Annotated in this window: 12 protein-coding genes; 11 read left to right on the top strand and 1 reads right to left on the bottom strand. The window is 67.3% G+C overall.

Going from position 1 to position 15,270, the window contains the following annotated elements; all coding sequences use genetic code 11:
- The first annotated feature begins 142 nt into the window (after nt 1-142).
- The 6 genes from K5L49_RS06410 to K5L49_RS06385 all read left to right on the top strand — a co-directional run bounded on the left by K5L49_RS06410 (nt 143) and on the right by K5L49_RS06385 (nt 8,527).
- Entirely contained in the window at nt 143-2,707 is a 2,565-nt protein-coding gene (locus K5L49_RS06410; RefSeq protein WP_223691288.1) for a ribonucleoside-diphosphate reductase subunit alpha, read from the top strand.
- Nucleotides 2,708-2,742: 35 nt separating this feature from the next.
- The gene (locus tag K5L49_RS06405; RefSeq protein ID WP_223691286.1) at nt 2,743-3,732 is read left to right on the top strand and encodes a ribonucleotide-diphosphate reductase subunit beta; all 990 of its coding nucleotides are present in this window, start codon (nt 2,743-2,745) and stop codon (nt 3,730-3,732) included.
- 96 nt (nt 3,733-3,828) lie between these two features.
- A complete protein-coding gene (locus K5L49_RS06400) occupies nt 3,829-4,683 on the top strand; it encodes a sulfurtransferase (RefSeq protein WP_223691284.1) in 855 nt (284 codons plus the stop codon).
- 50 nt (nt 4,684-4,733) lie between these two features.
- Nucleotides 4,734-5,756, top strand: a complete 1,023-nt coding sequence (locus tag K5L49_RS06395) for a PLP-dependent cysteine synthase family protein (protein WP_223691280.1) — start codon at nt 4,734-4,736, stop codon at nt 5,754-5,756.
- A gap of 12 nt (nt 5,757-5,768) precedes the next feature.
- Nucleotides 5,769-7,073 carry an NtaA/DmoA family FMN-dependent monooxygenase gene (locus K5L49_RS06390; protein WP_223691278.1) on the top strand — a complete coding sequence of 435 codons (1,305 nt, stop codon included), beginning with the start codon at nt 5,769-5,771 and terminating at the stop codon, nt 7,071-7,073.
- Nucleotides 7,073-8,527 carry an aromatic amino acid lyase gene (locus K5L49_RS06385; protein ID WP_223691276.1) on the top strand — a complete coding sequence of 485 codons (1,455 nt, stop codon included), beginning with the start codon at nt 7,073-7,075 and terminating at the stop codon, nt 8,525-8,527. The genes K5L49_RS06390 and K5L49_RS06385 overlap by 1 nt, the downstream gene beginning before the upstream one ends.
- 18 nt (nt 8,528-8,545) lie before the next feature.
- On the opposite strand, the gene K5L49_RS06380 is transcribed toward K5L49_RS06385, so the two are convergent.
- Nucleotides 8,546-9,052, bottom strand: coding sequence for a GNAT family N-acetyltransferase (locus tag K5L49_RS06380; protein WP_223691274.1), 507 nt, complete (start codon nt 9,050-9,052; stop codon nt 8,546-8,548).
- 217 nt (nt 9,053-9,269) lie between these two features.
- Here K5L49_RS06380 and K5L49_RS06375 point away from each other — a divergent pair, with 217 nt between their 5' ends.
- The 5 genes from K5L49_RS06375 to K5L49_RS06355 are packed head-to-tail and all read left to right on the top strand — an operon-like array spanning nt 9,270 to nt 15,166.
- Nucleotides 9,270-10,172 carry an ABC transporter substrate-binding protein gene (locus K5L49_RS06375; RefSeq protein WP_223691273.1) on the top strand — a complete coding sequence of 301 codons (903 nt, stop codon included), beginning with the start codon at nt 9,270-9,272 and terminating at the stop codon, nt 10,170-10,172.
- Between the two features lie 5 nt (nt 10,173-10,177).
- A complete protein-coding gene (locus K5L49_RS06370; RefSeq protein ID WP_223691272.1) occupies nt 10,178-11,173 on the top strand; it encodes an amino acid ABC transporter permease in 996 nt (331 codons plus the stop codon).
- Nucleotides 11,173-11,949 (top strand): amino acid ABC transporter ATP-binding protein, encoded by a 777-nt coding sequence (locus tag K5L49_RS06365; RefSeq protein WP_308116524.1) that lies wholly within the window; start codon nt 11,173-11,175, stop codon nt 11,947-11,949. Before K5L49_RS06370 ends, K5L49_RS06365 begins: the two co-directional genes overlap by 1 nt.
- Nucleotides 11,950-12,000: 51 nt before the next feature.
- On the top strand, nt 12,001-14,469 hold the full coding sequence (locus tag K5L49_RS06360) for an ATP-binding cassette domain-containing protein (RefSeq protein WP_308116523.1): 2,469 nt from the start codon (nt 12,001-12,003) through the stop codon (nt 14,467-14,469).
- The gene (locus K5L49_RS06355) at nt 14,462-15,166 is read left to right on the top strand and encodes a response regulator transcription factor (protein WP_223691270.1); all 705 of its coding nucleotides are present in this window, start codon (nt 14,462-14,464) and stop codon (nt 15,164-15,166) included. Before K5L49_RS06360 ends, K5L49_RS06355 begins: the two co-directional genes overlap by 8 nt.
- The last annotated feature ends 104 nt before the right edge of the window (nt 15,167-15,270 follow it).

Here is a 15,270-nt window from a genome sequence, read left to right as displayed (position 1 = left end):
AAGCAGTGAGGGCTCGATCCCCTGATTTCGGCCGTGACAAGGGGTTTAAGTGGGGACGCGCAGGTCGGCGGCCCCGTCGTCCGCACACCGGACGCCAGGCATCGCCGTTCACGCAGAACGGCACGCAAGAGAGGGAGAGAAAGTGGCAATCACTGTTGTCAAGCGGAACGGCGAGCGGGAGCCGTACGATGCGAACAAGATCAACCTGGCGATCGAGAACGCCGCCGAAGGTCTCGACGAGAACATCACCTGGGTCACCCAGATCGCGAGCGAGCTGGAGCTGACGCTGTTCGACGGCATCACCACCCAGCAGCTCGACGAGGCGGTCATCCAGGTCGCACTGCAGAACGTGAAAGACGACCCGGCGTTCGACACCGTTGCCGCCCGCCTGCTGCTCAAGACCATCTACAAGCGCGTCCTCGGCGACTACGCCTCGCAAGACGAGCTCGTCTCGCTGCACACCGGTCACTTCCGCGGCTACATCGAGCGCGGTGTCGCCGAGCAGCTGCTCGACCCGCGGTTCACGAACCTCTTCGACCTCGACCGCCTTGCGGGCCACCTCGACCCCTCGCGGGATGAACTGCTCAAGTACATCGGCGTCGTCACCCTCAACAACCGCTACGGCATCAAAGCCCGCAACGGCGAGACGCTCGAAGTGCCGCAGTACTTCTGGATGCGCATCGCGATGGGCCTTTCGCTCAACGAAGCCGACCCCACCCTCCACGCGCTCGAGTTCTACGACAAGATGTCGAAGCTCGAGTACCTCGCCGCGGGATCGACCCTCGTGAACGCCGGTACCGCATACCCTCAGCTCTCCAACTGCTTCGTCATGGAGATGCAGGACGACATCGAGCACATCGCCAAGAGCGTCCGCGACGTCATGTGGCTCACGAAGGGCACCGGCGGCATCGGCCTCTCGGTCACCAAGCTGCGTGCGCAGGGCTCGCCCATCCGCTCCAACAACACCACCTCGACGGGCCCGATCCCGTTCATGCACACCATCGACTCGGTGCTGCGCGCGGTCAGCCGCGGCGGCAAGAAGTTCGGCGCCCTCTGCTTCTACATGGAGAACTGGCACATGGACTTCCCGGAGTTCCTCGACCTGCGTCAGAACTCGGGCGACCCGTACCGCCGCACCCGAACGGCCAACACCGCGGTGTGGATCAGCGACGAGTTCATGAAGCGCGTGCAGAACGACCAGGACTGGTACCTGTTCGACCCGCTGGAGGTCGCCGACCTCAACGAGCTCTACGGCCAGGCGTTCTCGGAGCGCTACGCCTTCTACGTGGCCGAAGCCGAGGCCGGTCGTCTCCACATGTTCAAGAAGATCAGCGCTCGCTCGCAGTTCAAAGACATCCTGATGAGCCTCCAGACCACCAGCCACCCGTGGCTGACCTGGAAGGACACGATCAACAACCGTGCCCTGAACAACAACACCGGCACCATCCACCTCTCCAACCTCTGCACCGAGATCACGCTTCCGCAGGACCGCGACAACGTGTCGGTCTGCAACCTGGCCTCGATCAACCTGTCGCGCCACCTGGTCGACGGCGCGATGGACTGGGCCCGCATCGAGGAGAGCGCCCGCAGTGCGGTCCGCCAGCTCGACAACCTGATCGACATCACGATCTCGAGCGTCGACGAGGCCGACTTCTCGAACCAGCAGAACCGGGCCATCGGCCTCGGCGTGATGGGCTTCACCGACATCGTCGAGAAGCTGGGCTTCAGCTACGAGAGCGAAGAGGCCTACGACCTGATCGACGAGATCATGGAGCACGTCTCCTACGCGGCGATCGACGAGAGCGCCGACCTGGCCAAGGAGCGCGGCGCGTACAAGAACTTCGAGGGCTCGCGCTGGTCACAGGGCCTCGTGCCGTTCGACTCGATCGCGCTCACCGAGCAGGATCGTGGCGTCGCCATCAAGGTCAACCGCACCACCCGGCTCGACTGGGATGCGCTGCGCGCAAAGGTCAAGGGAGGCATGCGCAACGCGACGCTCATGGCGATCGCGCCCACCGCATCCATCGGTCTCGTCGCGGGCACCACGCCCGGTTTCGACCCCCAGTTCTCGCAGATCTTCAGCCGCTCCACCTCCTCGGGCAAGTTCCTCGAGGTCAACCGCAACCTGGTGGCCGCTCTGCGCGACGAGGGCATCTGGGAGACCACCCGTGAGTCGATCCTGCGCTCGCAGGGCGACATCCAGGGCATCGCCGAGATCCCGGATGCGATCAAGGCCACGTACAAGACCAGCTTCCAGCTCTCGCCGTATGCGTTCCTCGAGGTGGCCGCTCGTGCCCAGAAGTGGATCGACCAGGCGATCAGCCGCAACATGTACCTGGAGACCCGGGACATCGGCGACATGATGGACATCTACTTCGCGGCGTGGGAGCGTGGCGTCAAGACCACCTACTACCTGCACATGAAGCCGCGTCACCAGGCCGAGCAGTCGACCGTCAAGGTGAACAAGGCCGAAGAGATCGGTTCCGCCCGCAAGGGATTCGCGTCGGTCGGCGCCGGCAGCGCTCCGGCGGCCGAGACCGCAGCCCCTGCCCCCGCCCCGCAGCCCCTGCCCGCCGTGGCTTCGGCTTCGGCGGACTCTCGACGGGTGGTGAGAAGTAATGAACACCAAGATCGAGGAATACTACGTGCCCGTCGACCCGATGGACGATCTGCAGTGCGAGTCCTGCCAGTAGCAGAAGCCGTCTGACGTCGCCGCGAGAATTTGAGGAGAAGAGAAACACGATGGGGATTCTGGGAACGGGAATCGAAGAGGGCCTGCTGCTGAAGCCGGTCAAATACAAGTGGGCGATGGACCTGTACGACCAGGCCGTAGCGAACACGTGGTTCCCCAATGAGATCCAGCTCGGCGAGGACATCGCCGACTTCAAGAAGATGACGGACGAGGAACGCCACGCCATCACCTTCCTGATGAGCTACTTCAACCCGAACGAGCTCCTGGTGAACAAGGCTCTCGCGTTCGGCGTCTACCCCTACCTGCAGGCGGCCGAGGCGCACCTCTACCTCGCGAAGCAGATGTGGGAGGAGGCCAACCACTGCATGTCGTTCGAGTACGTCCTCGAGACGTTCCCGATCGACCGCGAGCAGGCCTACAACTCCCACGTCGACGTCCCCTCGATGGCGAAGAAGGAGGAGTTCGAGATCCGCTTCATCAAGCGGATGACCGAGCAGACCCTCGACATCACCACCACCGAGGGCAAGCAGGACTTCATCCGCAACCTGGTGGCGTACAACGTCATCCTCGAGGGGATCTGGTTCTATTCGGGCTTCATGGTCGCGCTGTCGTTCCGTCAGCGCAACCTGCTGCGCAACTTCGGCTCGCTGATCGACTGGGTGGTGCGAGACGAGTCGCTGCACCTCAAATTCGGCATCAACCTCATCCTGACGGTGCTGGAAGAGAACCCCGACCTGCAGACGCCCGAGTTCGCGGCCGAGATCCGTCAGATGATCCTCGACGCGGTCGAGATGGAGGAGCAGTACAACCGGGATCTACTGCCCGGCGGCATCCTCGGACTCAACGCGAACTACATCAACCAGTACGTCAAGTACCTGGCCGACCGTCGCCTGGAGGAGCTCGGCTTCGAAGCCGAGTACAAGGTGGCGAACCCGGCCAAGTGGATGGCGACCGCCAACGACACCCTGGAGCTCGTGAACTTCTTCGAATCGACGAACACCTCCTACGAGTCGAACGCGAAAGCCTCCAGCGGCCACTGAGCGATCCGATCGCGGCCCCGCCCCTCCCCGTCTGATCCCAGGGAGGAGCGGGGCCTCGTCGTTTCTGCCTCCAGCGGGGTCGGGCATGATGGTGGGGTGAAACCGTTGATCGAAGCCGGTGAGCTCGCGCGTGCGCTGGCCGCCGGAGACCCTATTCGTGTTCTGGACGTGCGCTGGAAACTGGGCGGCCCTCCCGGCCGGCAGGAGTACGAGCGCGGGCACATTCCCGGTGCGGCATACGTGGATCTCGATACCGAGCTGGCCGGCCACGGGGAGCCGGCCGACGGCCGTCATCCGCTCCCCGACCTCGCCGCCTTCCAGGAGGCGGCGCGCCGGTGGGGGGTCGACGACGGCGACGATGTCGTGGTCGCCGACGATCTCTTCGGACAGTCGGCCGCCCGTGCCTGGTGGCTGCTGCGCTACGCCGGTTTCCCCACGGTCCGTGTTCTCGATGGGGGACTCTCCGCCTGGCGCGCGGCCGGGGGGCCCGTGGAGTCGGGTGTCGTGACGCCACGACCCGGTTCCGTCACGCTGCGTTTCGGTGCGCTTCCGACTCTCGACGCGGATGCCGCTGCAGCGCTGGCTGCAGAGGGTGTGCTGCTCGATGCCCGCGCCGCCGAGCGGTACCGCGGCGACGTCGAGCCGATGGATCCGCGGGCGGGCCACATCCCGGGCGCTGTGAGCGCACCGACCGCCGAGAACCTCGACAACGCGGGGCGGATGCTTCCCGCACCGGTTCTCGCCGCCCGCTTCGCCGCGCTCGGTGTGACGCCGGATGCGCCGGTCGGCGTCTACTGCGGCTCTGGCGTCACCGCGGCGCACGAAGCGCTCGCCCTCGACGTGGCAGGGTTCGCCGCCTCGCTCTACCCCGGCTCCTGGTCCGCCTGGTCGAACGACCCGTCCCGCCCCGTCGCCTCCGGGATCGGTGCGGGGGGAGATCCGCGAGCGTAATAGAGGGCAATAGGCGAGCGGGGCAGGGAGCGGCGACATATCGTCGGTTCATGAGCGATGTGGATGTGCTGGGCCCCGGCCCGCTGAGTGCGGCGGCCGCCTCGGATGAGGTGTACGACTCGGTGGCCGGCCTCGTGGGCAACACGCCGGTGGTCGAGCTGCGGTCGGTGACGCGCGGGCTCGGCTCGCGCGTGCTGGTGAAGCTGGAGGGGCGCAATCCCGGCGGTTCGTCGAAGGACCGAATCGCGCTCAACATGATCCGCACAGCCGAGGGCTCCGGTGCGTTGGCGCCGGGCGGCACGATCGTCGAGGCGACCTCCGGCAACACCGGCATCGGTCTCGCTCTGATCGGCCGGTTGACCGGGCATCCGGTGGTGATCGTGCACAGCACCGACATCTCCGATGAGAAGCGCAAAATCCTCGCCGCCTACGGCGCCCGGCTGGTCGTCGCCGATTGGGAGGCCGCCCCGAGCGACCCGGCGAACCCGCGCGCGGTGGCCGATCGCATCGCCGCGGAGATCCCGGGCGCCTGGCGTTCGTCTCAGTTCGCCAACACCGCCAACCCGGATGCGCACTATCAGGGCACCGGTCCGGAGATCTGGCGGCAGACCGCCGCGCAGGTCACCCATTTCGTCGCCTCGATCGGCACCGGCGGCACGGTGAGCGGCGCCGGGCGTTTTCTGAAGGATGTCAGTGCGGGCGAGGTGCGCGTGATCGGCGCGAACCCGGTCGGTTCCACCTACGGAGGTGGACCGTCCGGCCGCATTCTCGTCGACGGGGTCGGCACGGCCTGGTCGCGGGACTTCTGGCCGGAGACCTTCGACCACGCGGTCGTGGATGCTGTGCACACCGTCGACGACCGAGAGGTCTACGCGACCGTCCGTCGGCTCGCCGCCGAGGAGGCGCTGCTCCTCGGGCCGTCCTCGGGTCTGGCGGTGGCCGTCGCCCTGCGCACGGCGCGCGATGCGCCCGCGGGCTCCGTGGTCGTCGCGATCGCCCCGGACGGCGGCATCAACTATCTGACCAAGGCCTTCGACGCCGAGTGGCTGAACGCCGCCGGGCTCGGGGTCTGAGAGAAAGCGCTCATGTCTTCACTTCTTCATTTCGGGTGGTTCCTCGGCGCCGGGTTCGGTGTTCAGGGTTGGGGGGACCCCAGCTTCGGCATCGGCTACGACTGGAAGCAGCCGCAGGTGTACCAGGATGCGGCGCGGCTCTTCGAGGCGAGCGGGTTCGACCTGTTCATCATCGAAGACGGCGTCGCCGTTCCTGACACCTATGGCGGCAGCGCCGAAGTGAATCTGGCGGCGGCGCGGTTCGTTCCCAAGCACGACCCGCTGCCGCTGGTGCCGTATCTGCTCGGCGCCACGAGCGAGCTGGGGATCGTGCCGACCCTCAGCGCCAGTTTCTACGAGCCGTTCACCGCGGCGCGGCTGCTCACCACACTGCAGCATTTCGCGCACGGCCGGCTCGGGTTCAATGTGGTGACGAGCGGCTCCGACCTTGCAGCCCAGAATTACGGTCTCGACAAGCAGATCGAGCACGATCTGCGCTATGACCGCGCCGAGGAGTGGGTGGAGGTCGTCCGCAAGCTCTGGCGCAGTTGGGATCAGGATGCGGTGCTCGAGGACACCGAACGCGGCGTCTACGCCGACTTCACCAAGGTGCGCACGATCGACCACGACGGCCGGTTCTTCACCGTACGCGGTCCGCTCAACACCGTTCCGGCCGCCGACGAACCGGTGATGGTGCAGGCGGGGGCGTCCGGTCGTGGCCGCGACTTCGCCGGCAAGAACTCGGATGTCATCCTGGCGCTGGCCTCGACGCCCGACCGGATGCGCGAATACCGAGACTCCATCCGCGAAGTGGCTTTCGCGCACGGCCGCGACCCGAACAGTGTCAAGGTGCTCTTCGTGGTGAATCCGGTGGTCACGGCGAACGCTGAGGAGACCGCGAGCGTGCGCGAGGCCCGCGCCGAGCTCACACAGGCGGCGATCGACGAGCAGCTGCAGTCCATCTCGTATCTCACCGGAGTCGACTTCAAGACGTTCGACCTGGATGCGCCACTGCCCGAGCTCACTACGAACAGCAATCAGGGCACCCTGGAGAACTTCGTGAAGTCCGCACCTGCGGGTTCAACGCTGCGTGAGATCCTGCAGGTGCGAGCCCGCAAAGACGGGCTCGCGATCGTCGGCACCGCCGACGAGATCGCCGAGCATCTGGGTGAGCTGGGTGCGGCGGTCGGGGGAGACGGATTCCTGTTCACGGGGCAGGTGCATCCCGCCCATGTGCACCGCACACTCGATGCGCTCGTGCCGGCGCTGCGTCGGCGCGGACTGATCCGCACCGGTTTCGGCGGGGGCGGGCTGCGGCAGAACCTGCTGGCGTTCTGATGCCTGTCGTCCTCGGACCGGCATCGCCGAGCGTGGCGGATGTGGTCGCGCTGGCCGATGGAGCCTCCGTCGTGCTCGCATCCGAGACGGTGAACCTGCTTGCGGCCTCGCGGGCGGTCGTCGAGCGTGCCATCGAGGCGGGGGAGCCGGTCTACGGTCTGAATCGCCGTCTCGGCGCCGGTCGGGATGCGGCGGTAGAGCCGGCCGAGCTGGCCGAGTTCCAGCGTCGAACCATCGCGAACCATCGCGGGGGCGTCGGCGATGCGTTGACGCGTCGCGAGGCCCGAGCGGTGATCGCGGTGCGGCTGATCGGCTTCACGAGGGGTGGTTCCGGCGTGCGGCCGGCATTGGCGCAGGCGTATGCCGCCCTCCTCGACGCCGGGGTGCATCCGGTGATCCCCGAGCGCGGTTCGGTGGGTGCCGCCGATCTGACCCACCTCGCCGAGGTCGCGGCGGTCGTGACCGGAGCCGGGCGTGCATTCGACGCCTCCGGCGCCATCGTGCCGGGCGGCGAAGCGCTGGCCGCGGCGGGGCTGGAGGCTGTGGAGCTCGCTCCGCACGAGGGTCTGGCCGTCCTCAGCTCGAACGCTTACAGCGTCGGAGTCGGGTCTCTGGCCGTGGCCGAGGCAGCAGGTCTGGCCGACGCGGCCGATCGTGCGGTCGCCCTGTCGCTGGAGGCGGTCGGTGCGGCCGGCCCGGCCGGCAACCTGAGCGCGTTCAGTGACACGGTCGCGCGTGCGGGCGGGGGCGACGGGCAGCTCGTCTCGGCCGACGCCATCCGTTCGGCTCTGGCCGGCAGCGCGCTCGAGCGCCCCGACCGTGCGGTGACCGTGCAGGATCCGCTCTCGTTCCGCACGGTGCCGCAGGTGCACGGTGCGCTGCGCGAGTGCGTCGAACGCACAGTGCGGGAACTGGAGCGGGAGCTCGGCGCCCGCAGTGAGAACCCTGTGGTGGACATCGCCTCGGGCCGGATGGTCTCCGGCGGCAACTTCCAGGCGCTCCCGCTCGCACTCGCGTTCGAGAATCTTCGCCTGGTGCTCGCTCATGTCGCGTCCGCCTCCGAGCGCCGCAGTGCGGCCCACTCGCTGTCTCTCGCGCCTGCGCGTGCTGCTGGAACCACCCGGGTGCCGGGGCTGCTGCTCTACGCGGCGGCGTCTGCCGTCGCCGAGCTGCGCCAGCTCGCGGCACCGGCCACCCTCGGGATCACCACGCTTTCGGGCGTGGAGGACCATGCCTCGCTCGCCCCGCTCGCGCTCCGGCTGCTGCGGCGCTCCCTCGCGCTCACGGGTGAGGTGCTCGCCATCGAGGCGCTGCACGCGGCGGAACTGCTCCGCGCCTCGGGCGCCGTCCCGAGCGGCGCGGAAACCGGCCCCCTCTTCCGAGGCATCGACGAATTGCCGAACCTGGCCGCCGCGGAACTCGTGCCGGCGGCCCTCGCTGCATTGAGGTTCTGAGCGGCTCCTCCTGCGCGCCTACAGGGCCTTCTCGAACGCGAGGTAGGAGATCGCCTCCCAATCGGCGTCGAGATCGAACTGCGGCCGATAGCCGAGCGAGAGGTACAGGGCGACCGCTTCCGGCTGCCGCGCCCCGGTGGTGAGCACGACAGCGCGCACACCGCGCCGCCGGGCTTCCGCCTCGAGCTCGGCCATCACCCGACGGGCGAGGCCACGGCGTCGATAGCCGGAATGGGTCCACACTCGTTTGACCTCCACCGTGTCGTCGTCTTCGCGTTTGAACGCGCCACCCGCCACGGGCTCGCCGTCGGCGAGAAGCAGGATGAATGTGCCGCCGTGCTCCGCCGAGAACAGCTCCGCCGGGTATCGGGAGAGCTCCACCGATGACGGGATGCCGTCGTTGAGCCCGTAGCGTTCGTCGTACTCGCGGGAGAGTTCTTCCACGAGCGGAGCGGCCAGCGGATCGGCGGGGCTCGTCACGAGCACGGTCGCATTCGCGGCGAAGTCGGTCGGTGTCTCGGTCACCCTTCGACGATAGCCGGGCCCGGAGTGCCGCTGCACCGAGTGGCGAAGTTCGCTGTCGACAACGAAATCCATGCATTTTTCTGCGAAACAAGACGGAAATCTTGGCGAAAAAGAGCGTGGGACGCGCGAATCCGTGTGAATGGTCCCGGGCCGGTCTGGGGTATGCTCCACTCACTGCGTTCCTGCATCCCCCTGCACCCGGAAGAAGGAAATCCTCATGAAGCGCATCCGATACGTGGCCCCGGCGGCCGCGCTGATGGCCGTGGCCGCCCTGGCGCTCGCCGGCTGTGTCGACAACTCCACGCCCTCCGGCGGCAGCTCAAAGTCGAGCGCCGGAACCGTGACGAAAGACGCCGCCCTCGCCGCATCACTGCCCAAGGACATCGCGTCCGCCGGCGTGCTCACCGTCGGCATGGACGACACCTATCCGCCCAACGAGTACAAAGACGACAACGGCAACCCCGCCGGTTGGGACGTCGACCTCACCAATGCCATCGGCGCGAAGCTCGGGCTGAAGATCTCGTATCAGATCTCGACGTTCGACAACATCATCCCGAGTATCACCGGCGGCAAGGACGACATCGGCGTCTCCTCGTTCACCGACACCGTCGAACGCGAGAAGCAGGTCGACTTCGTGAACTACTACACCGCGGGGATCCAGTGGGCTGCGCCGAAGGGCAAGACGGTCGACCCGAACAATGCCTGCGGTCTCAAAGTGGCCGTACAGGCCACGACGACCGAAGACACCGACGAGGTTCCGGCCAAATCGAAGGCGTGCACGGATGCCGGCAAGGCCGCCATCCAGATCCAGCGCTACGACGCCCAGCAGGATGCGACCAACGCGGTGATCCTCGGCAAGGCCGACGCGCTCAGCGCCGACTCGCCGGTGACTCTGTACGCGATCTCGAAGTCGAACGGCAAGCTCCAGTCGGCCGGAAAGGCCTTCGAAGTCGCCCCATACGGCATCGCTCTCGCCAAGGGGTCAGCCCTCACACCGGTCATCCAGAAGACCCTGCAGGCTCTCGTCGACGACGGAACGTACGGCACGATCCTCAAGAAGTGGGGCGTCGACGACGGTGCCGTGAAGACGATCGACATCAACGCCGCCTCGAAGGGCTGATCCCGATGTCTCTGGGCAACCAGAGCCGGCCGGCGATGGGGTCGACCCCGTCGCCGGCCGGCGCCCCGCCCTCGGAGCCGATCAAAGCGATCAAGCTCCGACACCCGTGGCGGATCGTCTTCGCCGTGGTATTGGTCCTGCTGCTCGTCTGGTTCATCGTGGACGCCTCGCAGCGCAAGGACTACAACTGGCCGTACGTCGGCAAATACCTCTTCGATCAGCGGATCAGCGCGGCGGCGCTCGTCACCCTGCAGCTCACCGTGTACGCGATGGTCATCGGCGTGATCCTCGGCCTCTGCCTGGCGGTCATGCGGCTCTCGCCGAACCCGGTGGTCAAAGCAGTCGCCTGGCTCTACCTCTGGATCTTCCGGGGCACGCCGGTGTACGTGCAACTCGTCTTCTGGGGTCTGTTCTCGCTGATCTACCCGAAGATCTTCCTCGGGGTCCCGTGGACGGACTGGGGTGTGTCGTTCGACCTCGGTTTCATGCAGAACGCGTTCATCATCGCCATCATCGGCCTGGCGCTGAACGAGGCCGCGTACATGGCGGAGATCGTGCGGGCCGGCCTGCTCTCGGTCGACGGCGGTCAAGAAGAGGCGGCGACGGCTCTCGGCATGTCGTGGGGACACACGATGGTGCGCATCGTCATCCCGCAGGCCATGCGGGTGATCATCCCGCCGACCGGCAACGAGGTGATCTCGATGCTGAAGACCACGTCGCTGGTGGCCGCCATCCCGCTCACCTCCGACCTCTATGGTGTGGCACGCGGGATCTCGGCAGTGACGTACACCCCTGTGGCGCTGCTGATCGTGGCATCCATCTGGTATCTGCTGTTCACCTCGATCCTGATGGTCGGACAGTACTTCCTGGAGAAACGTTTCTCGCGCGGAGTCAACGCGCGCCGACCCGAACGGCGCGACGACGCGCTGACCGGCGCGGTGGCGGCCGTCGACGGCACCGCCGGCGAAGCCGGCCCCGACAGGCTCAGCGGAGGCAAATGATGAGCGACACGACGACGACCCCGATGGTGCTGGCCGAAGGCGTTTCCAAGAGCTTCGGCTCCAACGAGGTGCTGAAGAGCATCTCCCTGTCGGTGCAACCGGGGGCGGTGCTCTGCATCGTCGGCCCCAGCGGCTCGGGCAAATCCACGTTCCTGCGCTGCATCAACCACCTCGAACGGGTGGACGCCGGCCGGCTCTCCGTCGACGGTCAGCTCGTGGGCTACCGCCAGCAGGGCGACAAGCTCTACGAGCTCAAGCCCAAGGAGGCCTCCCGCCAGCGCCGCGAGATCGGGATGGTGTTCCAACGCTTCAACCTGTTCCCGCATATGACAGCACTGGAGAACATCGTCGAAGCGCCGATGCGGGTCAAAGGCGTGCCGAAGGCGCAAGCTGTTGCTCGCGCGAAGGAGCTGCTCACCCGGGTCGGTCTCGGCGAGAAGGGCGACCACTACCCGGCGCACCTGTCGGGCGGACAGCAGCAGCGCGTCGCGATTGCGAGGGCACTGGCGATGGACCCGAAGCTGATGCTGTTCGACGAGCCCACCTCCGCCCTCGACCCCGAGCTCGTCGGCGAGGTCCTCGACGTGATGAAGGGTCTCGCCGCATCCGGGATGACCATGATCGTCGTCACGCACGAGATGGGGTTCGCCCGCGAGGTCGCCGACGAGCTCGTCTTCATGGACGGCGGCGTGGTCGTCGAATCCGGCGACCCCCGCGAAGTGCTCGCCAATCCGCAGCACCAGCGAACGCAGGCCTTCCTCTCGAAGGTGCTCTAAACAGCCGGCTGAGAGCCGCCCGTCGCCGATAACGCAGGCGAGCGAGTGATAATGACCACTATGGCGGCGCACGCGGTCAGGGAAGCACGGTCGGGGTCGGCCGTTCTTCGAGCACGTGGATTGGCGGTCAACTACGGCCCATTGGCGGCTCTCCGTGATGTCGACTTGGACGTCTATCCCGGTGAGATCGTCGGCATCGCCGGCGACAACGGGGCCGGCAAGTCGACGCTGCTGCGGTGCATCTGCGGCGACCTCAGCGCGACGCGGGGCGAGATCTGGCTCGACGGTGAGCACCCGGCAGCCCACCCGTCGGCGCGCACCCTCGGCACGATCGGCGTCGTGTGGCAGCATCTGGCGCTGTCGGACAACCTCGATGTCGCGACCAACCTCATGCTCGGCAAAGAGCGACGTCGGCTGCTCATGTCCGAGTCGAGGCTCCACGCCCGGGCGCGGGCGGTCCTCGACGACCTCGGCATTCCGATCGCCGACTCGACCCGAATGGTGGGAACGCTCACCGCGGCGGAACGTCAGCTCCTCGCCGTGGCGAGATCCGTCTCACCGCCTCCGCGGCTATTGCTTCTCGACGAGCCCACCGCGGTCCTGAGTCGCGCCGATTCCGCCCACGTCGAACAGCTGATCCTTCGGCTCCGCGACGACGGCACCACGATCCTGCTGATCTCGCACGACGTCGACCAGCTCTTCCGGCTCACCGGTCGGGTGATCGTGCTGCGACACGGTCGGGTCGTGGCGCAGGTCGATCCGGCCTGGTCGCATCCGGACGAGCTGCTCGCTCTCATGGCGGGGCACGACGCATCCTCCGCCCCGCGCCGCCAGCTGAGCCGGTTGCACGGCCTGGCCGACCAGCTCACCGCGGCCGGCCGTCTCAGCTCGGCCGGGCCGTCTGCGGGGCTCACTCTCATCCTCTCGACCCTCGGCGCGGCGCTGGGAACCCAGCAGCTCAGCCTGCACGTGCTCGACGGGCCCACGCTGAGCTGTGTCGGTTCGGTCGGTCTGTCGCGGGCGCTGGACGAGACGTGGCGCCGCGTTCCGCTGAACGCCACCACGAATGGGCCGCCGCCGCCGCCGTCGTCGGCTGTCGCCGACAATGTCGTCGTCGTCGTCGCGGATGTGACGGCGAGTGAAGCGCTGGCGCCCTTCGCACCGCTGCTCCGCGAGTCCGGGATCGCGAGCTGGTGGGCCATCCCCTTCTCCAGCGGCGGCGACCTGCGCGGGGTGATCAACATCTACCGCCCGGACATCGGGTCGCCAGACAGCGAAGAGCTCGATCTGGTCAACCTCTACGCCGGGTATGCGGCGACGGCGCTCGAACGGGAACGGCTGCTGGCAGAGCTGACCGCGCGGAACAAGATATTGGAGACGATCCGCGCGATTCTCCAAACGCTGGCGGGGGCGGACTCGCTCACCGACAGGATCAGCACGGCGCTGAGCGCTCTGCGGGAGGCGGTGGGTGCCGACGAGGTCGGCCTCTACGGGCACGCCGACGACGAGGGTGTGTCCTGCCGGGCGTTCGCCGGTTCCCTCGGTAGCGCGCCCTCGGATCGGCTCGCGTCGGCCGTCGAGTCGGGTCTCAGCCTGCTCGACGATCGAGGACATGCGCACGTCTCGTCCCTGGCCGACGGCGGAAGCCGACTGCTCGTTCGGGTCTCTGAGGCCACCGTGCTCGCCGCGGAGTGGTCCACCCGTCTCGTCGGCGCCGAAGATCGGGTGCTGCTCGAGGATGCCGGGCATTCGATCCTGCTCGCCCAGGAGCGGGAGCACATCGAGCTGGCGCGCCGCGAGATGGCTGCGCTCCGCCGCTCGCAAGAGATGCAGAGCCAGTTCCTCGCCCGTCTCTCCCACGAGTTGCGCACACCGCTCACGGCGATCCACGGCTCGGCGTCCAGCTTGATGCAGACCGACGTGACGTGGGATCACGACTCCGAGCGTCGGTTCCTCAGCAGGATCAGCGGTGAGTCGGCACGGCTGGGCCGGCTCGTGGACGATCTGCTCGACTTCTCGATGATCGAATCGGGCATGCTGCGCTTGCGACCCGATTGGGTCGACCTGTCCCTGGTGGTCGACGCGGCCCTGGCGTGTCTGTCACCACAAGCCGCCGCGGCGATCGAGGTCAGCTGTGCAGACGATGTCCCTGTCGTCTGGGCCGACCACGACCGGCTCGAACAGGTGATGATGAACCTCATGGACAACGCGGTCCGGCACAACCCGCCGGGCACGGCCGTGCGCGTCGAGGTCCGGGCTGAGGGGGCCGACGATGTGGTCATCGAGGTCGTCGACAACGGCGTCGGCATGCCGCCGAGGAACGAGGGCGCCGGCCCGACGTCGGCGCATTCGTGGCGCGACCGCACCGCCGGCGCCGGCCTCGGTCTGTCGATCACGCGCGGCATCGTGGATGCGCACCACGGGACGCTCCGACAGCATCCGATGGAACCCGGAACACGTTCCGTGATCCGGCTTCCCGTGGAATCGCCCGTCTTGATGACAGAGCCGGACGATGGGTGACGACACCGCGCGGACCAAGGTGCTGATGGTCGAGGACGACCCCAACATCGTCGACCTGATCCGGGCGAACCTCACCGTTCGGGGCTTCGACACCGTCGTCTCCTCCGACGGATCGCGGGTGCTGCGCCTGCTCGAGACCGAGCGTCCGGACATCGTGCTCCTGGACCTGATGCTGCCCGCCGCCGACGGCATCGAGCTGTGCCAGCAGATCCGGGGCCACTCGAGCATCGGTATCATCGTCATCTCGGCGCGCGGCGGAGAGCGCGACAAGGTCGCCGCCCTGAACGTCGGGGCGGACGACTACATGACGAAGCCGTTCGGCATCGACGAACTGCTCGCCCGGATCACCGCGACACTGAGGCGATCCCGGCCGGCCGCCGCACCGGAGGACACCCCTCCGGTGCTCCAGATCAGCGGGTTGGTGGTGGATCTGAGCAAGCAACAGGTCAGCCGCGAGGGAGTCGCGATCCACCTGACTCCGACCGAGTTCGCCCTGTTGCGCGAGCTCGCGCTTCAGCCCGGGATGCTGCTCTCGCACGCGTTCCTGCTGCGGCAGGTCTGGGGGCCGGGGTACGAAACCGAGACCGAGTATCTTCGTGTCTACGTGCGGCGACTCCGCTCCAAACTGGAGGTCGGGGGACAGCCGACGCTCATCCTGACCGAGCCGCGCGCCGGGTATCGGTTCGCCGCGTATTGAACCGTCTCCGGCCGTTCGGCGTTGATGTTTTGTTGATGCCGGCGGCCGATTATTTACGGCTCGTTCATGCCGCGATTCTTAGGCTCGATTTAGTTTCAGCTGAC

Source organism: Leifsonia poae, from assembly GCF_020009625.1.
GTDB classification, from domain to species: Bacteria; Actinomycetota; Actinomycetes; order Actinomycetales; family Microbacteriaceae; genus Leifsonia; species Leifsonia poae_A.
The sequence above is the reverse complement of the archived record's forward strand: the minus strand, read 5'-3'. Positions and strand labels throughout refer to the sequence as shown.